Source organism: Ectopseudomonas oleovorans, assembly GCF_029845265.1.
Taxonomy (GTDB): domain Bacteria; phylum Pseudomonadota; class Gammaproteobacteria; order Pseudomonadales; family Pseudomonadaceae; genus Aquipseudomonas; species Aquipseudomonas oleovorans.
Genome location: NZ_JAOCLK010000003.1, coordinates 38,999 through 58,315 on the forward strand (window position 1 = coordinate 38,999; position 19,317 = coordinate 58,315).

22 protein-coding genes are annotated in these 19,317 nt (G+C 63.2%); 5 read left to right on the top strand and 17 right to left on the bottom strand.

The features are described from left to right. The first annotated feature begins 15 nt into the window (after window positions 1-15). The 3 genes from N5J71_RS22465 (at window position 16) to N5J71_RS02515 (ending at window position 3,652) form a co-directional block, all read left to right on the top strand. The gene (locus N5J71_RS22465) at window positions 16-762 is read left to right on the top strand and encodes a pyruvate kinase (protein ID WP_371920536.1); all 747 of its coding nucleotides are present in this window, start codon (window positions 16-18) and stop codon (window positions 760-762) included. 223 nt (window positions 763-985) lie between these two features. Next, complete coding sequence (locus tag N5J71_RS02510) at window positions 986-1,900, top strand: urea transporter (protein ID WP_279916225.1); 915 nt, start codon at window positions 986-988, stop codon at window positions 1,898-1,900. Window positions 1,901-2,194: 294 nt separating this feature from the next. Further along, on the top strand, window positions 2,195-3,652 hold the full coding sequence (locus tag N5J71_RS02515) for an SLC13 family permease (protein ID WP_279916226.1): 1,458 nt from the start codon (window positions 2,195-2,197) through the stop codon (window positions 3,650-3,652). Between the two features lie 661 nt (window positions 3,653-4,313). Here N5J71_RS02515 and N5J71_RS02520 read toward each other — a convergent pair. The 10 genes from N5J71_RS02520 to ccmA form a co-directional block, all read right to left on the bottom strand. Next, window positions 4,314-4,640, bottom strand: a complete 327-nt coding sequence (locus tag N5J71_RS02520) for a hypothetical protein (RefSeq protein WP_039964681.1) — start codon at window positions 4,638-4,640, stop codon at window positions 4,314-4,316. Further along, a complete protein-coding gene (ccmI, locus tag N5J71_RS02525) occupies window positions 4,637-5,848 on the bottom strand; it encodes a c-type cytochrome biogenesis protein CcmI (protein ID WP_279916228.1) in 1,212 nt (403 codons plus the stop codon). The genes N5J71_RS02520 and ccmI overlap by 4 nt, the downstream gene beginning before the upstream one ends. Next, complete coding sequence (locus tag N5J71_RS02530; RefSeq protein ID WP_003460802.1) at window positions 5,845-6,333, bottom strand: cytochrome c-type biogenesis protein; 489 nt, start codon at window positions 6,331-6,333, stop codon at window positions 5,845-5,847. The genes ccmI and N5J71_RS02530 overlap by 4 nt, the downstream gene beginning before the upstream one ends. Beyond that, window positions 6,330-6,869 (bottom strand): DsbE family thiol:disulfide interchange protein, encoded by a 540-nt coding sequence (locus tag N5J71_RS02535; RefSeq protein WP_003460801.1) that lies wholly within the window; start codon window positions 6,867-6,869, stop codon window positions 6,330-6,332. Before N5J71_RS02535 ends, N5J71_RS02530 begins: the two co-directional genes overlap by 4 nt. Further along, window positions 6,866-8,839, bottom strand: a complete 1,974-nt coding sequence (locus N5J71_RS02540) for a heme lyase CcmF/NrfE family subunit (protein WP_074857695.1) — start codon at window positions 8,837-8,839, stop codon at window positions 6,866-6,868. Before N5J71_RS02540 ends, N5J71_RS02535 begins: the two co-directional genes overlap by 4 nt. After that, the gene (gene ccmE / locus N5J71_RS02545) at window positions 8,836-9,324 is read right to left on the bottom strand and encodes a cytochrome c maturation protein CcmE (RefSeq protein WP_003460799.1); all 489 of its coding nucleotides are present in this window, start codon (window positions 9,322-9,324) and stop codon (window positions 8,836-8,838) included. Before ccmE ends, N5J71_RS02540 begins: the two co-directional genes overlap by 4 nt. Continuing rightward, on the bottom strand, window positions 9,321-9,497 hold the full coding sequence (gene ccmD, locus N5J71_RS02550) for a heme exporter protein CcmD (protein ID WP_003460798.1): 177 nt from the start codon (window positions 9,495-9,497) through the stop codon (window positions 9,321-9,323). Before ccmD ends, ccmE begins: the two co-directional genes overlap by 4 nt. Continuing rightward, window positions 9,494-10,249 carry a heme ABC transporter permease gene (locus tag N5J71_RS02555; RefSeq protein ID WP_003460797.1) on the bottom strand — a complete coding sequence of 252 codons (756 nt, stop codon included), beginning with the start codon at window positions 10,247-10,249 and terminating at the stop codon, window positions 9,494-9,496. Before N5J71_RS02555 ends, ccmD begins: the two co-directional genes overlap by 4 nt. 94 nt (window positions 10,250-10,343) lie before the next feature. Beyond that, entirely contained in the window at window positions 10,344-11,015 is a 672-nt protein-coding gene (gene ccmB / locus N5J71_RS02560) for a heme exporter protein CcmB (protein WP_003460796.1), read from the bottom strand. Beyond that, a complete protein-coding gene (ccmA, locus tag N5J71_RS02565; protein WP_017679186.1) occupies window positions 11,012-11,656 on the bottom strand; it encodes a cytochrome c biogenesis heme-transporting ATPase CcmA in 645 nt (214 codons plus the stop codon). Before ccmA ends, ccmB begins: the two co-directional genes overlap by 4 nt. A 204-nt stretch (window positions 11,657-11,860) precedes the next feature. Between ccmA and fliK the strand changes: the two genes are divergently transcribed. After that, window positions 11,861-13,390, top strand: a complete 1,530-nt coding sequence (fliK, locus tag N5J71_RS02570) for a flagellar hook-length control protein FliK (protein ID WP_279916229.1) — start codon at window positions 11,861-11,863, stop codon at window positions 13,388-13,390. Further along, entirely contained in the window at window positions 13,387-13,728 is a 342-nt protein-coding gene (locus N5J71_RS02575) for an EscU/YscU/HrcU family type III secretion system export apparatus switch protein (RefSeq protein ID WP_279916230.1), read from the top strand. The genes fliK and N5J71_RS02575 overlap by 4 nt, the downstream gene beginning before the upstream one ends. Window positions 13,729-13,823: 95 nt before the next feature. Here the strand turns inward: N5J71_RS02575 and N5J71_RS02580 are convergent, their stop codons facing one another. The 7 genes from N5J71_RS02580 to N5J71_RS02610 form a co-directional block, all read right to left on the bottom strand. Continuing rightward, window positions 13,824-14,246, bottom strand: a complete 423-nt coding sequence (locus N5J71_RS02580; protein WP_147810698.1) for a DUF2802 domain-containing protein — start codon at window positions 14,244-14,246, stop codon at window positions 13,824-13,826. A gap of 3 nt (window positions 14,247-14,249) precedes the next feature. Beyond that, window positions 14,250-14,729 carry a chemotaxis protein CheW gene (locus tag N5J71_RS02585; protein ID WP_003243242.1) on the bottom strand — a complete coding sequence of 160 codons (480 nt, stop codon included), beginning with the start codon at window positions 14,727-14,729 and terminating at the stop codon, window positions 14,250-14,252. An 85-nt stretch (window positions 14,730-14,814) separates the two neighbouring features. After that, on the bottom strand, window positions 14,815-15,639 hold the full coding sequence (locus tag N5J71_RS02590) for a CheW domain-containing protein (protein ID WP_279916231.1): 825 nt from the start codon (window positions 15,637-15,639) through the stop codon (window positions 14,815-14,817). A gap of 86 nt (window positions 15,640-15,725) precedes the next feature. After that, complete coding sequence (locus N5J71_RS02595) at window positions 15,726-16,514, bottom strand: ParA family protein (RefSeq protein WP_279916233.1); 789 nt, start codon at window positions 16,512-16,514, stop codon at window positions 15,726-15,728. An 82-nt stretch (window positions 16,515-16,596) separates the two neighbouring features. Further along, entirely contained in the window at window positions 16,597-17,406 is an 810-nt protein-coding gene (motD, locus tag N5J71_RS02600; protein ID WP_279916234.1) for a flagellar motor protein MotD, read from the bottom strand. Between the two features lie 12 nt (window positions 17,407-17,418). Further along, window positions 17,419-18,159 carry a flagellar motor protein gene (locus N5J71_RS02605; protein ID WP_108234520.1) on the bottom strand — a complete coding sequence of 247 codons (741 nt, stop codon included), beginning with the start codon at window positions 18,157-18,159 and terminating at the stop codon, window positions 17,419-17,421. Window positions 18,160-18,184: 25 nt separating this feature from the next. Next, window positions 18,185-19,315 (bottom strand): protein-glutamate methylesterase/protein-glutamine glutaminase, encoded by a 1,131-nt coding sequence (locus N5J71_RS02610; protein WP_279916235.1) that lies wholly within the window; start codon window positions 19,313-19,315, stop codon window positions 18,185-18,187. Window positions 19,316-19,317: the final 2 nt, after the last annotated feature.

Sequence of the window (19,317 nt, forward strand, 5' to 3'; positions counted from 1 at the left end):
CCATCAACAAAACTCATGACCAAGGTCTGCCAGATGACTCCCGACAAGAAAGTGAAAATCCTCGCCACCCTCGGCCCGGCCATCCGCGACGCCGCGCATATACGCCATTTGGTGGAAGCCGGGGTCAACCTGTTTCGCCTCAACTTCAGCCACGGCGAACACGCCGACCACGCCCAGCGCTACCAGTGGGTGCGCGAGGTTGAGCGCGAGCTGAACCAGCCTATCGGCATCCTCATGGACCTGCAGGGGCCGAAGCTGCGCGTCGGCCGTTTCGCCGAAGGCAAGGTGCAACTGGTCAACGGTCAGAGCCTGCTACTGGACGACGGTCGCCTGCGCCTGAAGGTGATCGCCAAGCAGGCAGAAGCCACCGCCAGCGACGCCATCAGCTGCGCCATACGCCACATCAGCTCGATCCTGCCGGTGGCGGCATTGGCCAACTACACCGAATCCGGTGCCAGCAGCCTGCGCACCTCGCGCGAGCGGCCCAAGGCGCCAATCTTGAGCCTCACGCCGAGCCTCACCACCGCCCGCCGCCTGATCGTGGCCTGGGCATCTACTCGGTGGTTAACGAACACCTGCGCAAGGTCGAGGAAGTCACCAGCACCGCCCTGGAAATCGCCCCAGGCTCAGGGCCTGGCCAAGCGTGGCGAAACCGTGGTGATCACCGCCGGCGAACCCTTCGGCCAACCCGGCAGCATCAAGAGCCTGAGGATCGAAACGCTGCATAGAGCCGACGATTCTCAACGCAATAAAGAACCGTAGTCCGGATGAAATCCGGGGAATGCTCGACTCCTGCTTCCCGGATTTCATCCGGGCTAGGCATATAGCCAACGCAGGATGTCGCGGGGCCGCCAGGGCCTTGCACACCTGCTATGGCAGGGCGTTTTTGGTGCGCACAGCGCACCCTACACGGCTCCTGGACAACTCCCCTCTCCCGCTTGCGGGAGAGGGGCTGGGGGGAGAGGGCTCTCTTGGCGCATATATCATGCCTCCACTACCAACCTCACACCCTGCCCTGCACAGCCTGCGCGCCCTGCTCTGCGGCTTCGCCCAAATCTTCCTGCAACAGCACCCCGGCTGCGGCCTGCTGGTGCTGCTCGCCATCCTCATCGGCGCCCCGGATCTGCTGCCGGGCGCTTTGCTCGGCGGTCTGACCTCGATGCTGATTGCGCAACGCCGCGGCTACCCGCCTGCGGACATCGCCATCGGCCTGTACGGCTACAACGGCATCCTGCTCGGCCTGCTGCTCAGCCTGAAACTGCCATGGACACCGCTGCTGCCCGGGCTGATCATCGCCAGCGCCGCCCTGTCCAGCCTGCTGCTGGCACCCTGGATGCGGCGCATGCGCAAATATGGCTGGCTACCTGCATTCACCTTTCCCTTCGTGCTGCTGGGTTGGCTGTTGCTGGCTCTGTTCGGTCAGCTCCAGCCGCTACTCGCTCCCCCGGCAGACATAGCCGCTACGCCTGAGCTGAACGCCCTGCAGTTGTTGCTCGCCGTGCTATGCGGCCTGGGGCAGGTGATTTTTCTCGACTCGCCATGGGCCGGCCTGTGCCTGCTGCTCGGCTTGCGCCTGGCCGACGGCCACGCAGCGCTCTGGGCGTTGCTGGGCTCCAGCGGCGGACTCATGCTGGCGATGGTCAATGGCTGGCCCACCGATGCCGCCCTGAGCAGCCTCTACAGCTACAACGCCAGCCTCGCTGCCATCGCCCTGAGCCAGGTGCATCGCTGCCCGCTGGCTCCCGGGGCAGGCGTGCTGCTCGCCCTGCTCTTGCAATTCGGGTTCGCCAGCCTTGGCCTGTCCATACTGACCCTGCCCTTTATCCTCGCCTGCTGGCTAATAAGAGTCGCCCTGCAAAGCTTGCATAGGGTACTCAGGGACACCCCACCAACGGCCTAGAGTCGCGCACACAGGTGCCTTTCATCGCGTTCCAGCCTGTTATTAACCAGGCAGCACCATACACAGGCACTTTTCTTAAGGAACCTGACGGCCGTACTGAACAACGCCATGCAGCCAGTGCTGCCCGTATTGCCGGTAACCACCCGCAATATGTGCAGCCGCTGCTCAACAGAGCATTGCCAGGGGCATCGCCCTTCTGAAACAGGCTGAAGCAAAACCGATCAGCCAGCGCGTGGTCATAAAGTCGCCCTGTGGGCTATAAAGCCCGCCTTTTTTAGCTGAAGGAAGCGCGCCATGGCCGTTACCACCAATGAATCCACGGCACCTGCCAAGGCCGCCTGGATTGGCCTGATCTTGGGCCCCTTGCTACTGCTCGCCTGCCTGGTTACCGAACCGCCCAGCGGCCTTTCCAGCACAGCCTGGGCCACCATTGGCCTGGCCTTGCTGATGGCAACCTGGTGGTCGACCGAGGCCATCCCGATTCCGGCCACCTCGCTGTTGCCAATCCTGTTAATCCCGGCGCTGGGCATCGACAGCCTCAACGCCGCGACCGCGCCCTATGCCAATCCAACCATCTACCTGTTCCTCGGCGGCTTCATCCTGGGCCTGGCCATGGAGCGCTGGAACCTGCACAAGCGCATCGCCCTGATGACGCTGCTGGCCATGGGCAGCAAGCCGAGCAGGCAGATCGCCGGTTTCATGATGGCCACTGCCTTTCTCAGCATGTGGGTGAGCAATACCGCCACCACCATCATGATGCTGCCCATCGGCCTGTCGGTGATCGCCATGCTCAGCGGTGAAAATAAAACCAGCGAGACCGACCGCGAGCGCTTCGCCACCGCCCTGCTGCTGGCGATTGCCTATGCAGCAAGCCTGGGGGGGATCGCCACTTTGATCGGCACACCACCCAATGCGCTGCTGGCCGCCTTCCTGGCCGACAACTACGACGTACAGATCGGTTTTGGTCAGTGGATGCTGCTGGGCGTACCGGTATCCGCGATGATGCTGATCTTTACCTGGTGGTGGTTGACCCGTGACGGCTTCAACCTCCGCGGGCATGACAGCACTCAACTGATCCGCAGCGAGCTGGCCGAGCTGGGCCCGCTGAGCCGGGGTGAGAAGCTGGTGGCACTGGTGTTCGTGGTCACGGCACTGGCCTGGATATTCCAGCCGCTGATCGCCGACTGGATATCGGGTGTGAACGACACCAGCATCGCCATCGCCGCAGCACTGGCGCTGTTCATCATCCCGGTAGACACCAAGAAACGTGTATTCCTGATGAACTGGGAAAGCGCCGGCAAACTGCCATGGGGTGTATTGCTGCTGTTCGGTGGTGGCTTGTCGCTGGCCGGCGTGATCCGCAGCTCCGGCCTGGCCGAGTGGATTGCACAGAGTCTCGGCGCATTGGGTGCCCTGCCCGTGATCGCGATAGTCGGCGTGGTGGTGCTGGTGATCATCTTCCTCACTGAAATCACCTCCAACACGGCGACTGCCGCCGCCTTCCTGCCGCTGCTGGGTGCGCTGGCCGTGGCTCAGGGGATGCCGGCCGAGCTGCTGGCGATTCCGGCCGCCATCGCCGCCAGCTGCGCCTTCATGATGCCGGTGGCGACACCACCGAACGCCATCGTGTTCGGTACCGGGCATATGAAGATACAGTCGATGATCAAGGCCGGCTTCGCCCTCAACCTGTTCGGCGTGGTGGTCGTCACGCTGGCCTGCTATCTGCTGGTGGGTTTGATCTGGGCGCATTGAGCCCGGAGCGAAGCTATCCGTCAGTCAAGCGTCAATGCGCCGCCCGTACAGGGGCGGCGCTGCGCCACGAATCGAGAGAGCGCCGCTGCGGCAAAGCTTCGCCCCGGGGCGGGGCTCCTACACAGAAACCCGGAACACCCCCTACCCGTAGGAGCGGCGCCCCGCCGCGAACCGAGAGCGCGCCGCAACGGCAAAGCTTCGCACCGGGGCGGGGCTCCTACGCAGAAACCCGGAACACCCCCTACCCGTAGGAGCGGCGCCCCGCCGCAAATCGAGAGAGCGCCGCAACGGCAAAGCTTCGCACCGGGGCGGGGCTCCTACATAGAAACCCGGAACACCCCCTACCCGTAGGAGCGGCGCCCCGCCGCGAACCGAGAGCGCGACGCAACGGCAAAGCTTCGCCCCGGGGCGGGGCTCCTACATAGAAACCCGGAACACCCCCTACCCGTAGGAGCGGCGCCCCGCCGCGAACCGAGAGCGCGACGCAACGGTAAAGCTTCGCCACGGGGCGGGATTTCGACATGGATGCGGCACAAGAGCCGCGCCTCGCGACGAATCAAGCACGGCGCAAAGCCAAAACCTTCGCGCCGAAGCGCCTGCGAAAGACGACCCGAGAAGTCTTATCTGAAATGCGGCGGGTTGCTCCCGCCCTACCGCGCGATCAGCGATTCTGATACTGGCGGAACAGCCCCGGAGGAATGCCGGAGCTGTCGGTATCCCGCCACGGCCCGCCGGCCTGTGGCGACCAGCTCCAGCCGCCCTCCCAGCGGTAGAAGATGCGCTCGCGGTAGTACAGATCACGTGCACCTTCGACTACATAGACGCCCAGCCCCGGGTTCCAGTGGCTCTTCACCCCAGGCGGCGGCGCGTAGCGCGGGTGCGACGGCTGCTGCACCGGCGGCAACTGGCCAACCGGTGTACTCGGTTGCTGCAATACGCAGCCGCTCAGGCCAAGCCCGAGTACGCAGGCCAGCACCAAACGCTTCACTGTGGCTGCCCGTCGCGGCTGTCGATCAGTAGCGTCTGTAAGTCAGTGGCCGTGTTGGCCACCGGACCGCTCTGGCCGATCCATTCACCCTGAGTGGCATTGCCAGCGCGCGATATACGCGCCACCAGTTGTACCTGGTCGAATTGGGAGATTTTCAGCTGTGGCATCATTGCGTCCACATCCGACAGGCTGACTTGCGCCGGCAGGTCGGAAACCTTCAGGCGCTTGACCGCCAACGGCACTGGCGGGCCACTGAGGGCACGAGCAAAGATGAACACGGCATCGTCCGGCTGCACGTTCTGCTGCACGTCGGGCGCCAGCGATACGCTGACCTGCAGCGCCTGAACCTTGGCGTCCGGCTCGGCTGCAGCGCTGGGCTGCTCGCCCTCAGCCATCTGCTGGCGGGCACGTTCGATACCACCGGCGATGGCCGCACGGGACGGATCCTGCTCCGGCAACACGGCGACCAGACGCTCCCAGTAGCGCACGGCATCGGCATAGCGCTGGCTTTCGTAGGCAGCGATACCCAGCAGACCGAGGCTGGTGACCTCTTCCGGATCAGCCTGCAACGCTTCGTCGGTAAGCGCCTGCAGTTGCTCGTTCCACTGTTTGCCTTCGGCGAAATACAGCGCCTGCGCCCATTGACCGAGCAGCTCCGGCGCACGTCCGGCGACGTCCACGGCACGCCCAAAGGCCTTGGCAGCATCTGCGGCACGCTCCTGCGCCATATAGGTACGACCGAGGAAGTACCAGGCCTCGGCAGACTCCGGCTGTTGCTGCACGGTCTGCTCCAGGCGCGCAGTCATCTCCTCGATGCTTTGCGGCTGCGCAGCGGCCAGTTGGCGAGTCTGTACGACCTCATCGACAGCGCCCCAGTGCAGATAAAGGGCAACCCCCAGCACCGGCACCAGCAGCGCCGACACCAGCGGAATCTTGCCGCCGAGCACGCTGCTGCGGCGCTGCACGCCTTCGGTATCATCCAGCAGCTCGCGCGCCGCCTCGGCACGACCGGCCTCCATCTGCGCTTCATCGAGCACGCCAGCCTGGAGTTGGTTTTCCAGCTCCTGCAGGCGCTCCTGATAGAGGGTGACGTTGAGTGCGGTACGGTCTTCTTCGGCCTGCAGCTTGCGAATACGCAGTACCGGAATCAACAGAAAAGCCAGGGCAGTCAGCAACAGCAGCCCGGCGGGCAACCAGAAATCGATCATCGGTCTTTGTTGTCCTGAGAGTTTTGCTCGAGCAATGCGGCGAGGCGCGCCTGCTCATCGACGGAGAGGCCAGCAGCAGAGCGGTCTTTGTTCTGGCTGCGACGGCGCAGGAGAATCACCCCCAGCACACCGAAGCCGATTACCAACATGCCGGCCGGGCCGTACCAGAGCAGCAGCGTGCGACTGGTCAGCGGCGGCTTGTAGAGCACGAAGTCGCCATAGCGCGAGACCAGGAAATCGATGATTTCCTCGTTGCTCTTGCCCTCTTCGAGCATGCGGAAGATCTCGTTGCGCAGGTCCATGGCGATCGGCGCATCGGAGTCGGCGATGTTCTGGTTCTGGCACTTCGGGCAGCGCAGCTCTTCGATCAGATTGCGATAGCGCTGACGCTCGGCGTCGTTGGCGAACTCAAAGGTATCGATGGCGGCATGCGCACTGGCCAACAGCCCCAGTGCCAAACTGGCAAAAATCAACAGACGCTTCATGGCTGGGCCTCGTCAACCAATTGCTGGTAGATCGGCGCCAGCGTCTCGCGCCAGATCCGCTCGTCGATGGTGCCGACGAACTTGTGACGGATGATGCCCTTGGCATCGACGAAGAAGGTTTCCGGCGCGCCGTACACACCCAGGTCCAGACCGAGGCTGCCCTTGGCGTCCTCGATGTTGAGCTGATACGGATTGTGCAGGTCGCGCAGCCATTTCTGCGCAGGTTCGCGCTGATCCTTGTAGTTGACCCCATGGATCACCACGCCAGCCTCGGCCAGCTTGTTCAGCACCGGATGCTCGTGACGGCAGGCCGGGCACCAGGTGGCCCAGACGTTGACCAGCGCAGGCCGGCCCTTGATGTCAGCCTCGCTGAGGGTGCGCTCGGGATCGTCCAGCGCCGGCAGGCTGAAAGCCGGAAACGGCTTGCCGATCAGCGCCGAGGGCAACTCGGACGGGTCGAGGAACAGGCCGCGATAGAGGAATACGGCAATCGCCAGAAAGGCCAGCAGCGGCAACAGCAGAAGCAGGCGTCTCATGCGCTGGCCTCCTGCATGCCCAGGGCTTCGCGCACGCGGGTTCTGACCTTGATGCGGTAGCGCTTGTCGGCTGCAGCGAGGAAGCCGCCGAAGCCCATCAGCAGCGCGCCCAGCCAGATCCAGCGGACGAACGGTTTGATGTGAATGCGTACGGCCCAGGCGCCCTGCTCCAGCGGCTCGCCGAGGGCGACGAACAGGTCGCGAGTGAAGCCGGCATCGATGCCCGCCTCGGTCATGGTCGCCTGCTGCACGGTGTACAGGCGCTTCTCCGGGTGCAGCACGCTGATCTGCCGCTCGCCGTCGAACACACGCACCGTGCCCTTGTCGGAAATGAAGTTGGGGCCTTCATGATGCACCGCGCCCTCAAACTGGAAGCGATAGCCGCCCAATTCCACCGAGTCACCCGGCGCCATACGCAGATCGCGCTCGTAGCTGCCAAGGCTGGTGAGCACCACACCCAGGGCGCATACGGCGAAACCGAAGTGCGCCATCTGCATGCCCCAGTAGCTGCGGCCCAGGCTCGGCAGGCCTTTTAGCAGGCCCTTGTGCCGGGTCTTGTCGAGGATGTCGCGCACGCCAGCCAGGATCACCCAGAAGGCCAGCAGGCAGACGGCCAGAACGGCCCAGTGGAAATCGCCATGCAGGAAAGTGGCGACTACCGCCAGCACCACGCTGGCCACCAGCACCGGTGCCAGCATGCTGCCCAACCATTTCAGCGGGGTATCCTTCCAGCGCACCAGCACGCCGACACTGATCACCGCCATCAGCAGTGCCATCAGCGGCAGGAACAGCGCGTTGAAGTAAGGCGGGCCGACCGACAGCTTGGCGCCGGTCAGCGCATCGAGCACCAGCGGGTAGAGGGTGCCGAGCAGAATCATCGCGGCCGACACCACCAGCACGATGTTGTTGACCAACAGCAGCGCCTCACGCGACCACAAGCCAAAGCCGACCTGGCTCTTGACCACCGGCGCGCGCACGGCGAACAACGCCAGCGAACCGCCCACCACCACCAGCAGGAAGGCGAGAATGAACACGCCGCGCTCCGGGTCGGTGGCAAAAGCATGCACGGAGGTCAGCACACCAGAGCGAACCAGGAAGGTACCCAGCAGGCTGAGGGAGAAGGCGGCGATGGCCAGCAGCACCGTCCAGCTCTTGAACACGCCGCGCTTCTCAGTCACGGCCAATGAGTGGATCAGCGCCGTGCCCACCAACCAGGGCATGAAGGACGCGTTCTCTACCGGGTCCCAGAACCACCAGCCGCCCCAGCCGAGCTCGTAGTAGGCCCACCAGGAGCCCAGGGCGATACCGATACCAAGGAAAGCCCAGGCAACGGTAGTCCAGGGCCGCGACCAGCGCGCCCAGGCAGCATCGAGCTTGCCGCCGAGCAATGCGGCGATGGCGAAGGCAAAGGCCACCGAGAAACCGACGTAGCCCATATACAGCATCGGCGGATGCACGATCAGGCCGAAGTCCTGCAACAAGGGATTGAGGTCGCGGCCATCAGCCGGCGAGTTCGGCAGCAGACGTTCGAAGGGGTTGGAGGTGACGATCAGGAACAGCAGAAAACCAATGCTGATCATGCCCATCACTGCCAGTACGCGGGCCAGCATCTCCTCCGGCAGGTGGCGCGAGAAGATCGCCACGGCGAAGGTCCAGCCCGCCAGAATCAACGCCCACAGCAGCAGGGAGCCTTCGTGTGCGCCCCACACCGCACTGAACTTGTAGTACCAGGGCAGTGCCGTGTTGGAGTTGTTGGCCACGTAGGCGACGGAGAAATCGTCGACCATGAATGCATAGGTCAGACAGATGAAGGAAAACAACAGAAAGGCGAACTGACCCCAGGCAGCCGGCTGCGCCAGGCTCATCCATTGGTGGTCACCGCGCCAGGCACCGATCAGCGGTAGCGTCGCCTGTACCAGGCACAGGCACAGCGCCAGAATCATCGCCAGATGGCCGAGCTCGGGAATCATTGTGCGCTCTCCTGCTGATAGCCTTGTTTGGCGGCCTTGGCCTCGTTGTGCTTCTGCATCATTCCGCTCTTTTCCAGCGCCTGCATGACTTCAGGCGGCATGTAGTTCTCGTCGTGCTTGGCCAGTACCTCGTCAGCCACCAGCACGCCCTCTGCATTGACACGCCCCAGAGCGACGATGCCCTGCCCTTCACGAAACAGATCCGGCAGGATGCCGCTGTAGCGAATGGTCACGCCATGGGCGCCATCGGTGACGACGAAGTCGACTTCCAGGGTATCGGGGGAGCGCTTCACCGAGCCCTCTTCGACCAGACCACCGGCACGAATGCGCGTGCCCTCGGGCGCTTCGCCATTGGCGATCTGACTCGGGGTGTAGAACAGGTTGATGTTCTCCTGCAGCGCGGTCAGCGCCAGCGCCACGGCGATGCTGACGCCACAGAGGATGGCCAGAACGATGTACAGGCGTTTCTTGCGAACCGGATTCACTTCGACTTCTCCCGGCGCAAACGACGCGCCTCGTCTTGCAGGTAACGGCGGCGCGCCAGGATTGGCAGCACCACATTCAACGCCAGGATCGCCAGGCTGACGCCGTAGGCACTCCAGACGAATACACCATGAGTGCCCATGGCGAGAAACTCGGAGAACGACGCGAAACTCATGCCTTGCCCTCCACCAATGTCTGCACTTCGGCTTTCACCCAACTGCTGCGCGCTTCACGCTTGAGCACTTCAAGACGCATGCGATAGAGCAGCACGGCGCCGAAGAAGCAGTAGAACCCCAGCACCGCCAGCAGCAGCGGCAGCCACATCTCCATCGGCATGGCCGGTTTTTCGGTGATCTTGAAGGTGGCGGTCTGGTGCAGTGAGTTCCACCATTCCACCGAGTACTTGATGATCGGAATGTTGACCACACCGACGATCGCGAGCACGGCACAGGCCTTGGCGGCGCTGTCGCGGTTGCTGATCGCATTGCCCAGGGCGATGACGCCGAAATACAGGAACAGCAGGATCAGCATCGAGGTCAGGCGCGCGTCCCATACCCAGTAGGTGCCCCAGGTCGGTTTGCCCCAGATGGCCCCCGTGAGCAATGCGATGGCGGTCATCCAGGCGCCGACGGGGGCAGCCTGCTGCAGGGCGACATCGGCCAGCTTCATCTTCCACACCAGCCCGACCAGGCCGGCGATCGCCAGGGTCACGTAGATCGACTGCGCCAGGAAAGCCGCCGGAACATGAATGTAGATGATGCGAAAGCTATTGCCCTGCTGGTAGTCCGGCGGCGCGAACGCCAGGCCCCAGATCAGGCCAGCGGCGATCAGCAACACAGCAGCGATACTGAGCCAAGGCAGCCAGCGGCCGCTCATCTCATAGAACCACTTGGGCGAACCCCACTTGTGAAACCACGTCCAGTTCATTCAGTCGACTCATCATCTACACGTAGCCCGGATGCAATCCGGGGAGGCTGTCGAGAGCTCCCGGATTGCATCCGGGCTACATCACGGTTCGTTCTTATTCGCCGACACTGATGGTCAGACCGGCGGCAATCGCAAAAGGTGTCAGGGTCACCGCCAGGGCGGTGAGGCTGGCCAGCCACAACAGGTGACCGCTAGCCGGCAGTCCTTGCAAGGCCGCCTGCAGCGCCCCGCTGCCAAGAATCAGCACCGGAATGTACAGCGGCAGGATCAGCAGCGCCAGCAGCAGGCCGCCGCGCTTAAGACCAACGGTGAGCGCCGCGCCCACCGCGCCGAGCAGGCTCAGCACCGGGGTGCCGAGCAGCAGGGAAATCAGCAGTACCGGCAGGCAACGCCCAGGCAGACCAAGCATCAGCGCCAGCACAGGCGCCAGCAAAACCAGCGCCAGACCACTGAAAAGCCAGTGTGCCAGCACCTTGGCCAACACCAGAAGAGGCAGGGGGTGCGACGAAAGGACCCACTGTTCCAGCGAGCCATCCTCGAAATCACTGCGGAAAAGCCCGTCCAGCGAGAGCAGCACGGCCAAAAGGGCTGCGACCCAGACCAGACCCGGAGAAAGGGTTTGCAACAATTGCGTCTCTGGCCCCACCGCCAGCGGGAACAGCGCAATCACGATGGCGAAGAATACCAGGGGGTTGGCCAGGTCGGACGGACGACGAGCAAGCAGGCGCATTTCGCGCGACAGCAGCTGTGTGAAAACGTTGCTCATGCGGCGTACTGCCCCAGATCCAGGTCGCGATAGGTCGCCGGTGTACGCTGCAGACTGTGGTGAGTGGTCAGCACCACGACGCCACCGCGTTCGCAATGGCCGGCCAGGTGCGCTTCGAGTTGCGCCACACCGCTCTTGTCCAGCGCGGTGAACGGCTCATCGAGCACCCATAGCGGCGGCGTATCGGCCAAATAAAGGCGTGCCAGCGCGACACGGCGCTGTTGGCCGGCCGACAGGGTATGACAGGGAACGTCCTCAAAACCGCGCAGGCCGACCGCTTCCAGCGCCTGCCAGATCGCCTCGCGACTGGCCGGGCGATGCAACGCGCAGAGCCAGGCCAGGTTCTCTTCGGCAGTCAGCAGGCCCTTGATGCCGGCGGCATGGCCAATCCACAACAGGTTGCGCGCCAGTTCACTGCGCTGCTCGGCCAGGGCCTGGCCCTGCAAAAGGATGTCGCCGGAGGTCGGCTGACGCAGGCCAGCGATCAGCCGTAACAGGCTGGTCTTGCCGCTGCCGTTGGGGCCGCTGATCTGCAGCATGTCGCCTGGCTGCAGAGCGAAGTGCAACTGCTCGAAGAGCATGCGCCAGTCCCGCTCACAGCTGAGCGCCACGGCTTCGAGAAGGGGAACGGGACGGGTCATCGATACCTGGCAGGGTTAAAGTCGACGGTGCTCCGGCCGCTATACTGACGCGTGCCGGAAGTGCGCTGCGCAACGGGACGGCATTATACATGTCGCGTCACTGCCCCCGCAGTCAGCATTTTCGACAGGGTGTTAATCTGTCGCAGGCAAATCGGCCTTAGGCTGTACTCGCGAAGCAGTACACCATCAGATACGTGAGAGCCCATGAGCGAAATCAGCAGCCCACGCCCGCTTCCCCCTGCCGTGCCGGTGATTCGCAACACTGCGACTGCCGCAGACATGGCCGTGCGTCTGTTGCAGCCGCTGGAAGGCATGCTGGCGGCCGGCGAAAGCGCCAAGGCCGAAGTCGTGGCGATTCGTGAGCAGGCGCAAAGCTTCCAACTGCTGCTCAAACTGACCCTCGCCGGTGGCAAGCAGGCGACTCTGCAAGCCGAAAGCCCCAGGCCACTGGCCCAGGGCAGCGCACTGGTGGTCACAGCACTGTCGGACACTCGCCTGGCGCTGGCCTTGCAGGCTGGCGGTGACAAGCCGCTGACCAGCCTTGACCTGCAACAACTACCACCCGGCACGCTGGTGCAGGGCAAGGTCGTCAGCAGCGCCCCGCTGCCGACACAGAATGCGCAGACAATCTATCGCCTGGTGGTGAACCTGCTCAATACCCCGCTCGCCGGCAGCCAGCTGGCGCTCGACAGTCCGCAGGCGCTGCCGCTCGGCAGCCTGCTCAGCGCGCAGGTGCAGGGCAGCCAGAGCCTCGCCTTCCTGCCGCTCAGTGGCCGCCTCGATCAATTGGTACTGGGCCAGCAACTGGCCGCCCAGCAGAATCGCCAGGCATCGCTGGAGGGTCTGTTCAAGGGCCTGCAGAAGCTGAGCGGCGGCGATGAAGCCCTGCGCGGCAGTATCGACAAACTGCTTGGCGCCCTCCCCGACAGCACCCAGCTGAGTACCGCCAAGGGCCTGGCCCAGGCACTCGAAGGCAGCGGTGTGCTGCTCGAAGCCAAACTGCTGCAGGGCCAGACCGGTACACTGCCGCAGAACCTGAAGGCCAACCTACTGCGTCTGATCGCCCAGCTGATGCCGCAACTGCCAGGGGTTTCCGGTCCCCTTGCCGGCCTGCAGAACGCCCTCGGCCAGAACCTGCCCAACCTGGCCCGGCAACTGCTCGGCGCAGGCGCTGCCGGGTCGGCACGCCAACAGGCGCTGACCTTTCCCCTGCCCTCACGCTTGCTGCAGAACATGGATGGCGAAGCCGACCTGGAAACCCTGCTGAAGCTCGCCGCAGCGGCCGTCTCACGGCTGCAGACCCACCAACTGTCGAGCCTCGCGCAAACCCAGGTCGACGCCAACGGCAACCTGCTGACCACCTGGCAGCTGGAGCTGCCCATGCGCCATCAGCAGGAGGTGATTCCGCTGCAGGTCAAACTGCAGCGCGAAGACAGCGCCAAGGCGGAAAAAGCGGAACAGAAGGAAACACTCTGGCGCGTGGAACTGGCCTTCGATCTCGACCACCTTGGCCCACTGCAGGTTCGGGCTCAGTTGCTACGCGGCAGCCTCTCCAGCCAGTTATGGGCCGAACGCGCCGATACCGCATCGCTGATCAACGCCGAACTGGGCAACCTGCGTGAGCGCCTGCAAGCCGCCGGCCTGGAAGTCGCTGAGCTGACCTGTCGCCAGGGTATGCCGCCGCAGGGCCCGAAGACCTCGCTGGAACAACGCTGGGTGGATGAAACCGCATGAGCCGCAAGCCACAGCCCGAACCGCGCCAGGCCATTGCCCTGAATTACGATGGACAAAGTGCGCCGGTACTCAGCGCCAAGGGCGACGACGAACTGGCCGAGGCCATTCTCGCCATCGCCCGCGAGTACGAGGTGCCAATCTACGAGAATGCCGAGCTGGTGCGCCTGCTGGCACGCCTGGAGCTGGGCGACGCGATTCCCGAGACGCTGTATCGCTGCATCGCCGAAATCATCGCCTTCGCCTGGTACCTGCAGGGCAAGGCACCACCAGGCTTTAAGACGGACACGGAGCGTGACGTCAGCCCTGCACTGCGCCAACTCGAGGGGCCGGCGAACTGAGTGACGATGCGATTACTTCAGCCGCGCGCAGGCGAAAGCCAGTCTTAATGGGTGCCGGCGCGGAGAAAGCCTGAGGGAGCGGCGCCATACGGGCTCTATTGCGCCTGGCCGGCCTTGGGCTTGTGCAGGCGACTGATCAGCTCGGCCTCGGCCTTGCTCAACCCACAGGACTGGGTCAGATCTTCGACGCTGGCGCCCATGCCCACCAGGCGTGCGGCCTGCGTGAAGGACAGGCTACTGGGGTCGCGCTGCTCGATCTGACTGACCTTATCCGGCAACGGCGCCACCACACGCCGCAACTCGTGCAACTCTTCGCCCATGCGAATGCTGCCGGTCAGGTAGGCATCCAGCCGTTTACCCAGCTCCTTGATCCGAGCATCGCGCACGGCATCACGCTTGGCCTGCTCAGCCAGCAGACGCTGCTGGTTGCGCTGCAGGCCATGGCAGACGATGCCCAATGCCACGCAGAGCAGCGCCACGAAGGCAAGGGCCGCAGCCAGCATGGCAAACTCGGACATGGCTCAGATGCTCTCCAGCTCCGACCACTCTTCTTCGGACATCATCTTGTCCAGTTCGACCAGAATCAGCAGCTCGCCGTTCTTGTTGCACACGCCCTGGATGAACTTGGCCGACTCGTCGTTACCGACGTTCGGTGCAGTCTCGATCTCGGACTGACGCAGGTAGACCACTTCGGCCACGCTATCGACCAGGATGCCGACCACTTGCTTGTCCGCTTCGATGATGACGATACGGGTGTTGTCGGTGACCGGCGCCGAACCCAGGCCGAAACGCTGGCGGGTATCGATTACGGTAACCACGTTGCCACGCAGGTTGATGATGCCCAGCACATAGCTCGGAGCACCCGGTACCGGGGCGATCTCGGTGTAACGCAGGACTTCCTGCACCTGCATCACGTTAATGCCGTAGGTCTCGTTATCCAGGCGAAAGGTCACCCACTGCAGAATCGGATCTTCGGCACCCTGTGCAGAACTTTTCTTCATGTCCCTAGCCTCATCAAAAACCGCTCAGTGCGGCATGCGCGGGTCGACCCGCTTGTCATCAACTATAGAGCCCGTTGGTGCAGACTCACCAATTCTTTCCGCCATTCAGGCGTTTCGCCGCGCCGCTGGCGATCAACTCGGCCAGCGCCGCCACGTCGAGCAGTGCACACATGTGTTCAATCACCGTACCGGCCAGCCAGGGTCGCTGGCTGCGCTGGCTGCGCCACTTGACCTCGTCCGGATCCAGACGAATAGAGCGGCTGACCTGATGCACCGCCAGCCCCCACTCGTAGCCCTGCACCGAAATCACGTATTGCAGCCCTTCACGGAAGTCATCACGGTAACGTTCCGGCATCACCCAGCGCGCCGTATCCAGCACCTTCAGGTTACCGGACTGGCTGGGCAGAATACCGAGAAACCACTCCGGCTGACCGAACAGCGGCGTCAACTCCTGGCCTTCGAGCGGATAGATCGAGCCCAGGCAAATCAGCGGTACCGCCAGGGTCAGCCCGGCGACGTCGAACAACAGACACTCGAATGGCTCCTCGGCCCATGCCGGACGGCCATCGGCGAGCAAGGCAGCCGGTTGCGGCACCGGCTCGGCATGGACCGCAACCTCTGGCGGCGCCTCTTCGATCACCGGCACCCGTGTCGGCGCGAGCAACTCCACCGGCGCAACAGGGGCCTTAACCTGCGGCTCGACCACAGTTGCAAGTGCAACAGGCGCAACCGTTGGCGCTACCGGCTCGACCAATCGGGCATCGCGCACCTGCTCCTCGAGCACCGCAGCTTCGAACTCATCGAGGCTGACAGACATCTCCAGTTCGGCAGCAGCCTCCTGCAGCAGGCCATCGAGATAGGACTGCAGAGCCAGCTGTGAACGTGTGGCAGTGGCGAGATCACGACTCATGACGGAAACCCGGGATAAGAGCTTGACAGCATATCGGCCGCAGCATGCCCAGACTTGAGACGAGCCAGTCGACATAGACGCTCATCTCAGGCCACCTGTGCTGCATTCTGTTGGCTGAGCAGATGCTTGAGCAGTGCCCGATAGGCGATCACGCCACGGCTGCCCGCATCGAACTGCGAAGGCGTGCGCCCTGCCCGGCTGGCATCACGCAAGCGCGTATCCACCGGAATGTAGGCCGGCCACAGGTGCTCGGGATAGGTATTGCGCAGCACCCGCAGCGTGCTCATGGACGCCTGGGTACGACGGTCGAACAGCGTCGGCACGATGGTGTAGGGCAAGGCCTGCTTGCGCGAACGGTTGATCATCGCCAGCGTGGTGATCATGCGCTCCAGGCCCTTCACCGCGAGGAACTCGGTCTGTACCGGAATCACCAGTTGCTGGCTGGCTGCCAGGGCATTGACCATCAGTACGCCGAGCAGTGGCGGGCTGTCGATGACAGCATGATCGAAATCCTGCCACAGCTGCGCCAGGCTCTTGGCGATTACCAGACCCAGGCCACTCTGCCCCGGTGACTGGCGCTCGAGCGTGGCCAGCGCGGTGCTCGACGGCAACAGGGAGATATTCTCGTGACTGGTGCTGTGCAGCAGCTGCTTGGGCAGGCCTTGCGGCACATTGCCCTGATGCAGGAACAGATCGAAGCAACTGTGCTCCAGCGTGTCGGGATCATGGCCGAAATAACTGGTCATCGACCCATGCGGATCGAGATCGACCACGACTACACGCTTGCCGGCATCGGCCAACAGGCCTGCCAGGGCAATGGAGGTGGTGGTCTTGCCGACCCCTCCCTTCTGATTGGCTACTGCCCAGACTTTCATGTTCTCTTATCCTCCCGGCAAGAGGCGCTCAGGCCGAGAATGGCGTCACTGGCACGGAGCAAGCGACTGGAATTTGACGGCTTCACGACTGTGGAACCCCCGACGCAGACGGCGGTGCAGGTTGCGTGCCAGCCCCGTTTTGCTGAGTCGCGGCAGATCCATCACTGCGGCGCGTTTCAAGGTTGCGTGAAATCACCAGCACGACTCGGCGATTCCGCGCCCGGCCCTCGGCCGTGGCGTTGTCGGCTACCGGCTGGAACTCACCATAGCCGACAACGGCAAGACGCGAAGGGTCGACACCCTCCATCGCCAGCATGCGTACGATGCTCGCCGCCCGCGCAGCCGACAACTCCCAGTTGGTTGGATATTGAGCCGTCTGAATCGGCAGGTTGTCAGTGAAGCCCTCGACCTTAACCGGGTTTTGATAAGGCGCCAGAATCTTGGCCACCTTTTCGATGATATCGAACGCCTGGTTGTTCGGAATGGCATCACCGCTGGGAAACAGCAAGCTGGAACTGAGTTCGATCTCGATCCACATCTCGTTGCCGCGCACGGTCAGCTGATCGGCCTGGATCAACTCACCAAAGGCCTCACGCACGCTGGAGGCAATACTCTGCAGGGTCGAGTCCGAACTGGGATCGTCCATGGCGCTATCATCCGGCTGACTGGTACGCGGCCGCTCCTCACCAACCGGAATTGGCTTGATCGAACGATCCGGCTGGTTGAACACGCCCGTCAGCGAATCGGAAAGAACCTTGTACTTGCCTTCATTGATCGAGGAAATCGAGTACATCACCACGAAGAAGGCGAACAACAGGGTGATGAAGTCAGCGTAGGACACCAGCCAACGCTCGTGATTCTCGTGCTCTTCATGATGCCGCCTGCGTGCCATGCCATCCCTCCATCAGTCCATGAAGCCTTGCAGCTTCAGTTCGATGGAGCGTGGATTCTCTCCCTCGGCAATGGACAGGATGCCTTCGAGCAGCATCTCACGGTAGCGCGACTGACGCATGGCAATGGCCTTGAGCTTGTTGCCCGCAGGCAACAGCAGCAGGTTGGCGAACCCCACACCATAAATGGTGGCAACGAACGCCACGGCAATGCCACTGCCGAGCATGCTCGGGTCGGCCAGATTGCCCATCACATGAATCAACCCCATTACCGCACCAATGATGCCGATGGTCGGCGCGTAGCCGCCCATGCTTTCGAATACCTTGGCAGCCTGGATATCACGCGCTTCCTGGGTATAGAGGTCGACTTCGAGAATGCTGCGAATGGATTCCGGCTCGGCGCCGTCGACCAGCAACTGCAGCCCCTTGCGCGCATAGGGATCAGGCTCGGCATCGGCGACCGCTTCAAGCCCCAGCAGGCCTTCCTTGCGCGCCACCATGCTCCAGCCAACCACACGATTGATACCACCAGGCAGATCGATACGCGGCGGAAAGAAAATCCAGCGCAGGATCCCCATGGCCCGTTTGAATACCTGCACGGGCGCCTGCAGAAACGCTGCACCCAAGGTACCACCGATGACGATCAGCGCGGCCGGGCCATTGAGCAAGGCACCAGCATGCCCACCCTCAAGATAATTGCCGCCCAGAATGGCAACGAACGCCAGGATGACGCCAATAAGGCTCAGTACATCCATGCGCAGGTTTCCGCATCAACACTGTTCACTGGCAGGCCTCGGTCAGATGCCGGCCAATGTCATCGAGGCTATAGACGGCATCGGTCAGATTGGCCTTGACCACCGCCATGGGCATGCCATAGATCACGCAACTGGCCTCATCCTGCGCCCATACCTGGCTCCCGCCCTGCTTGAGCAGACGCGCACCCTCGCGGCCATCGGCGCCCATACCGGTGAGTACCACGGCCAGTACCTTGTCACCATAGGACTTGGCTGCCGAGCCAAAGGTGATATCGACACAGGGTTTGTAGTTGAGACGCTCGTCACCCGGGAGGATTTTCACCGCACCGCGCGCATCGACCATCATCTGCTTGCCGCCAGGTGCCAGCAGCGCCAGACCGGGCCGCAGAATATCGCCGTCTTCGGCTTCCTTGACCTGAATGCGGCACAGCTTGTCCAGGCGCTCGGCAAAGGCCTTGGTGAACGCGGCCGGCATATGCTGGATGAGTACGATGGGCGCTGGAAAATTCGCCGGTAGCTGGGTCAGCACACGCTGCAGAGCCACCGGGCCACCGGTCGAGGTGCCGATGGCAACCAGCTTGTAAGCCTTGCGCTTGGGAGCAGACGAAATCGCAGCCCCACCACCGCTACGTGCAGGAGTTGCGGAAGCGGGAGCCGGTAGAGCAGGTCGTGTCGAGGCAGCAGGACGGCTAATCGGCGCCGCGCTCGGGCTGGCCGCAGTCGGCGCCGGCGCCACTGCAGCCGAGCTGAAACGACGGTTGCTGCGTGCGATGCTGTGCACCTTCTCGCAGAGCATCTGCTTGACCTTCTCGGGGTTGCGCGAGATGTCTTCGAAGTTCTTCGGCAGGAAATCCACCGCGCCGGCGTCCAGGGCATCGAGGGTCACCCGCGCCCCTTCGTGCGTCAGCGAGGAGAACATCAGCACCGGCGTTGGACAGCGCTGCATGATGTTTCGCACAGCGGTGATGCCGTCCATCATCGGCATCTCGTAATCCATGGTGATCACGTCGGGCTTGAGTGCCAGCGCCTGATCGATGGCCTCACGCCCGTTGGTAGCCGTGCCCACGACCTGAATGCTGGGGTCAGCAGACAGGATTTCCGAGACACGCCGGCGGAAAAAGCCGGAGTCGTCCACCACCAGAACCTTAACAGCCATAC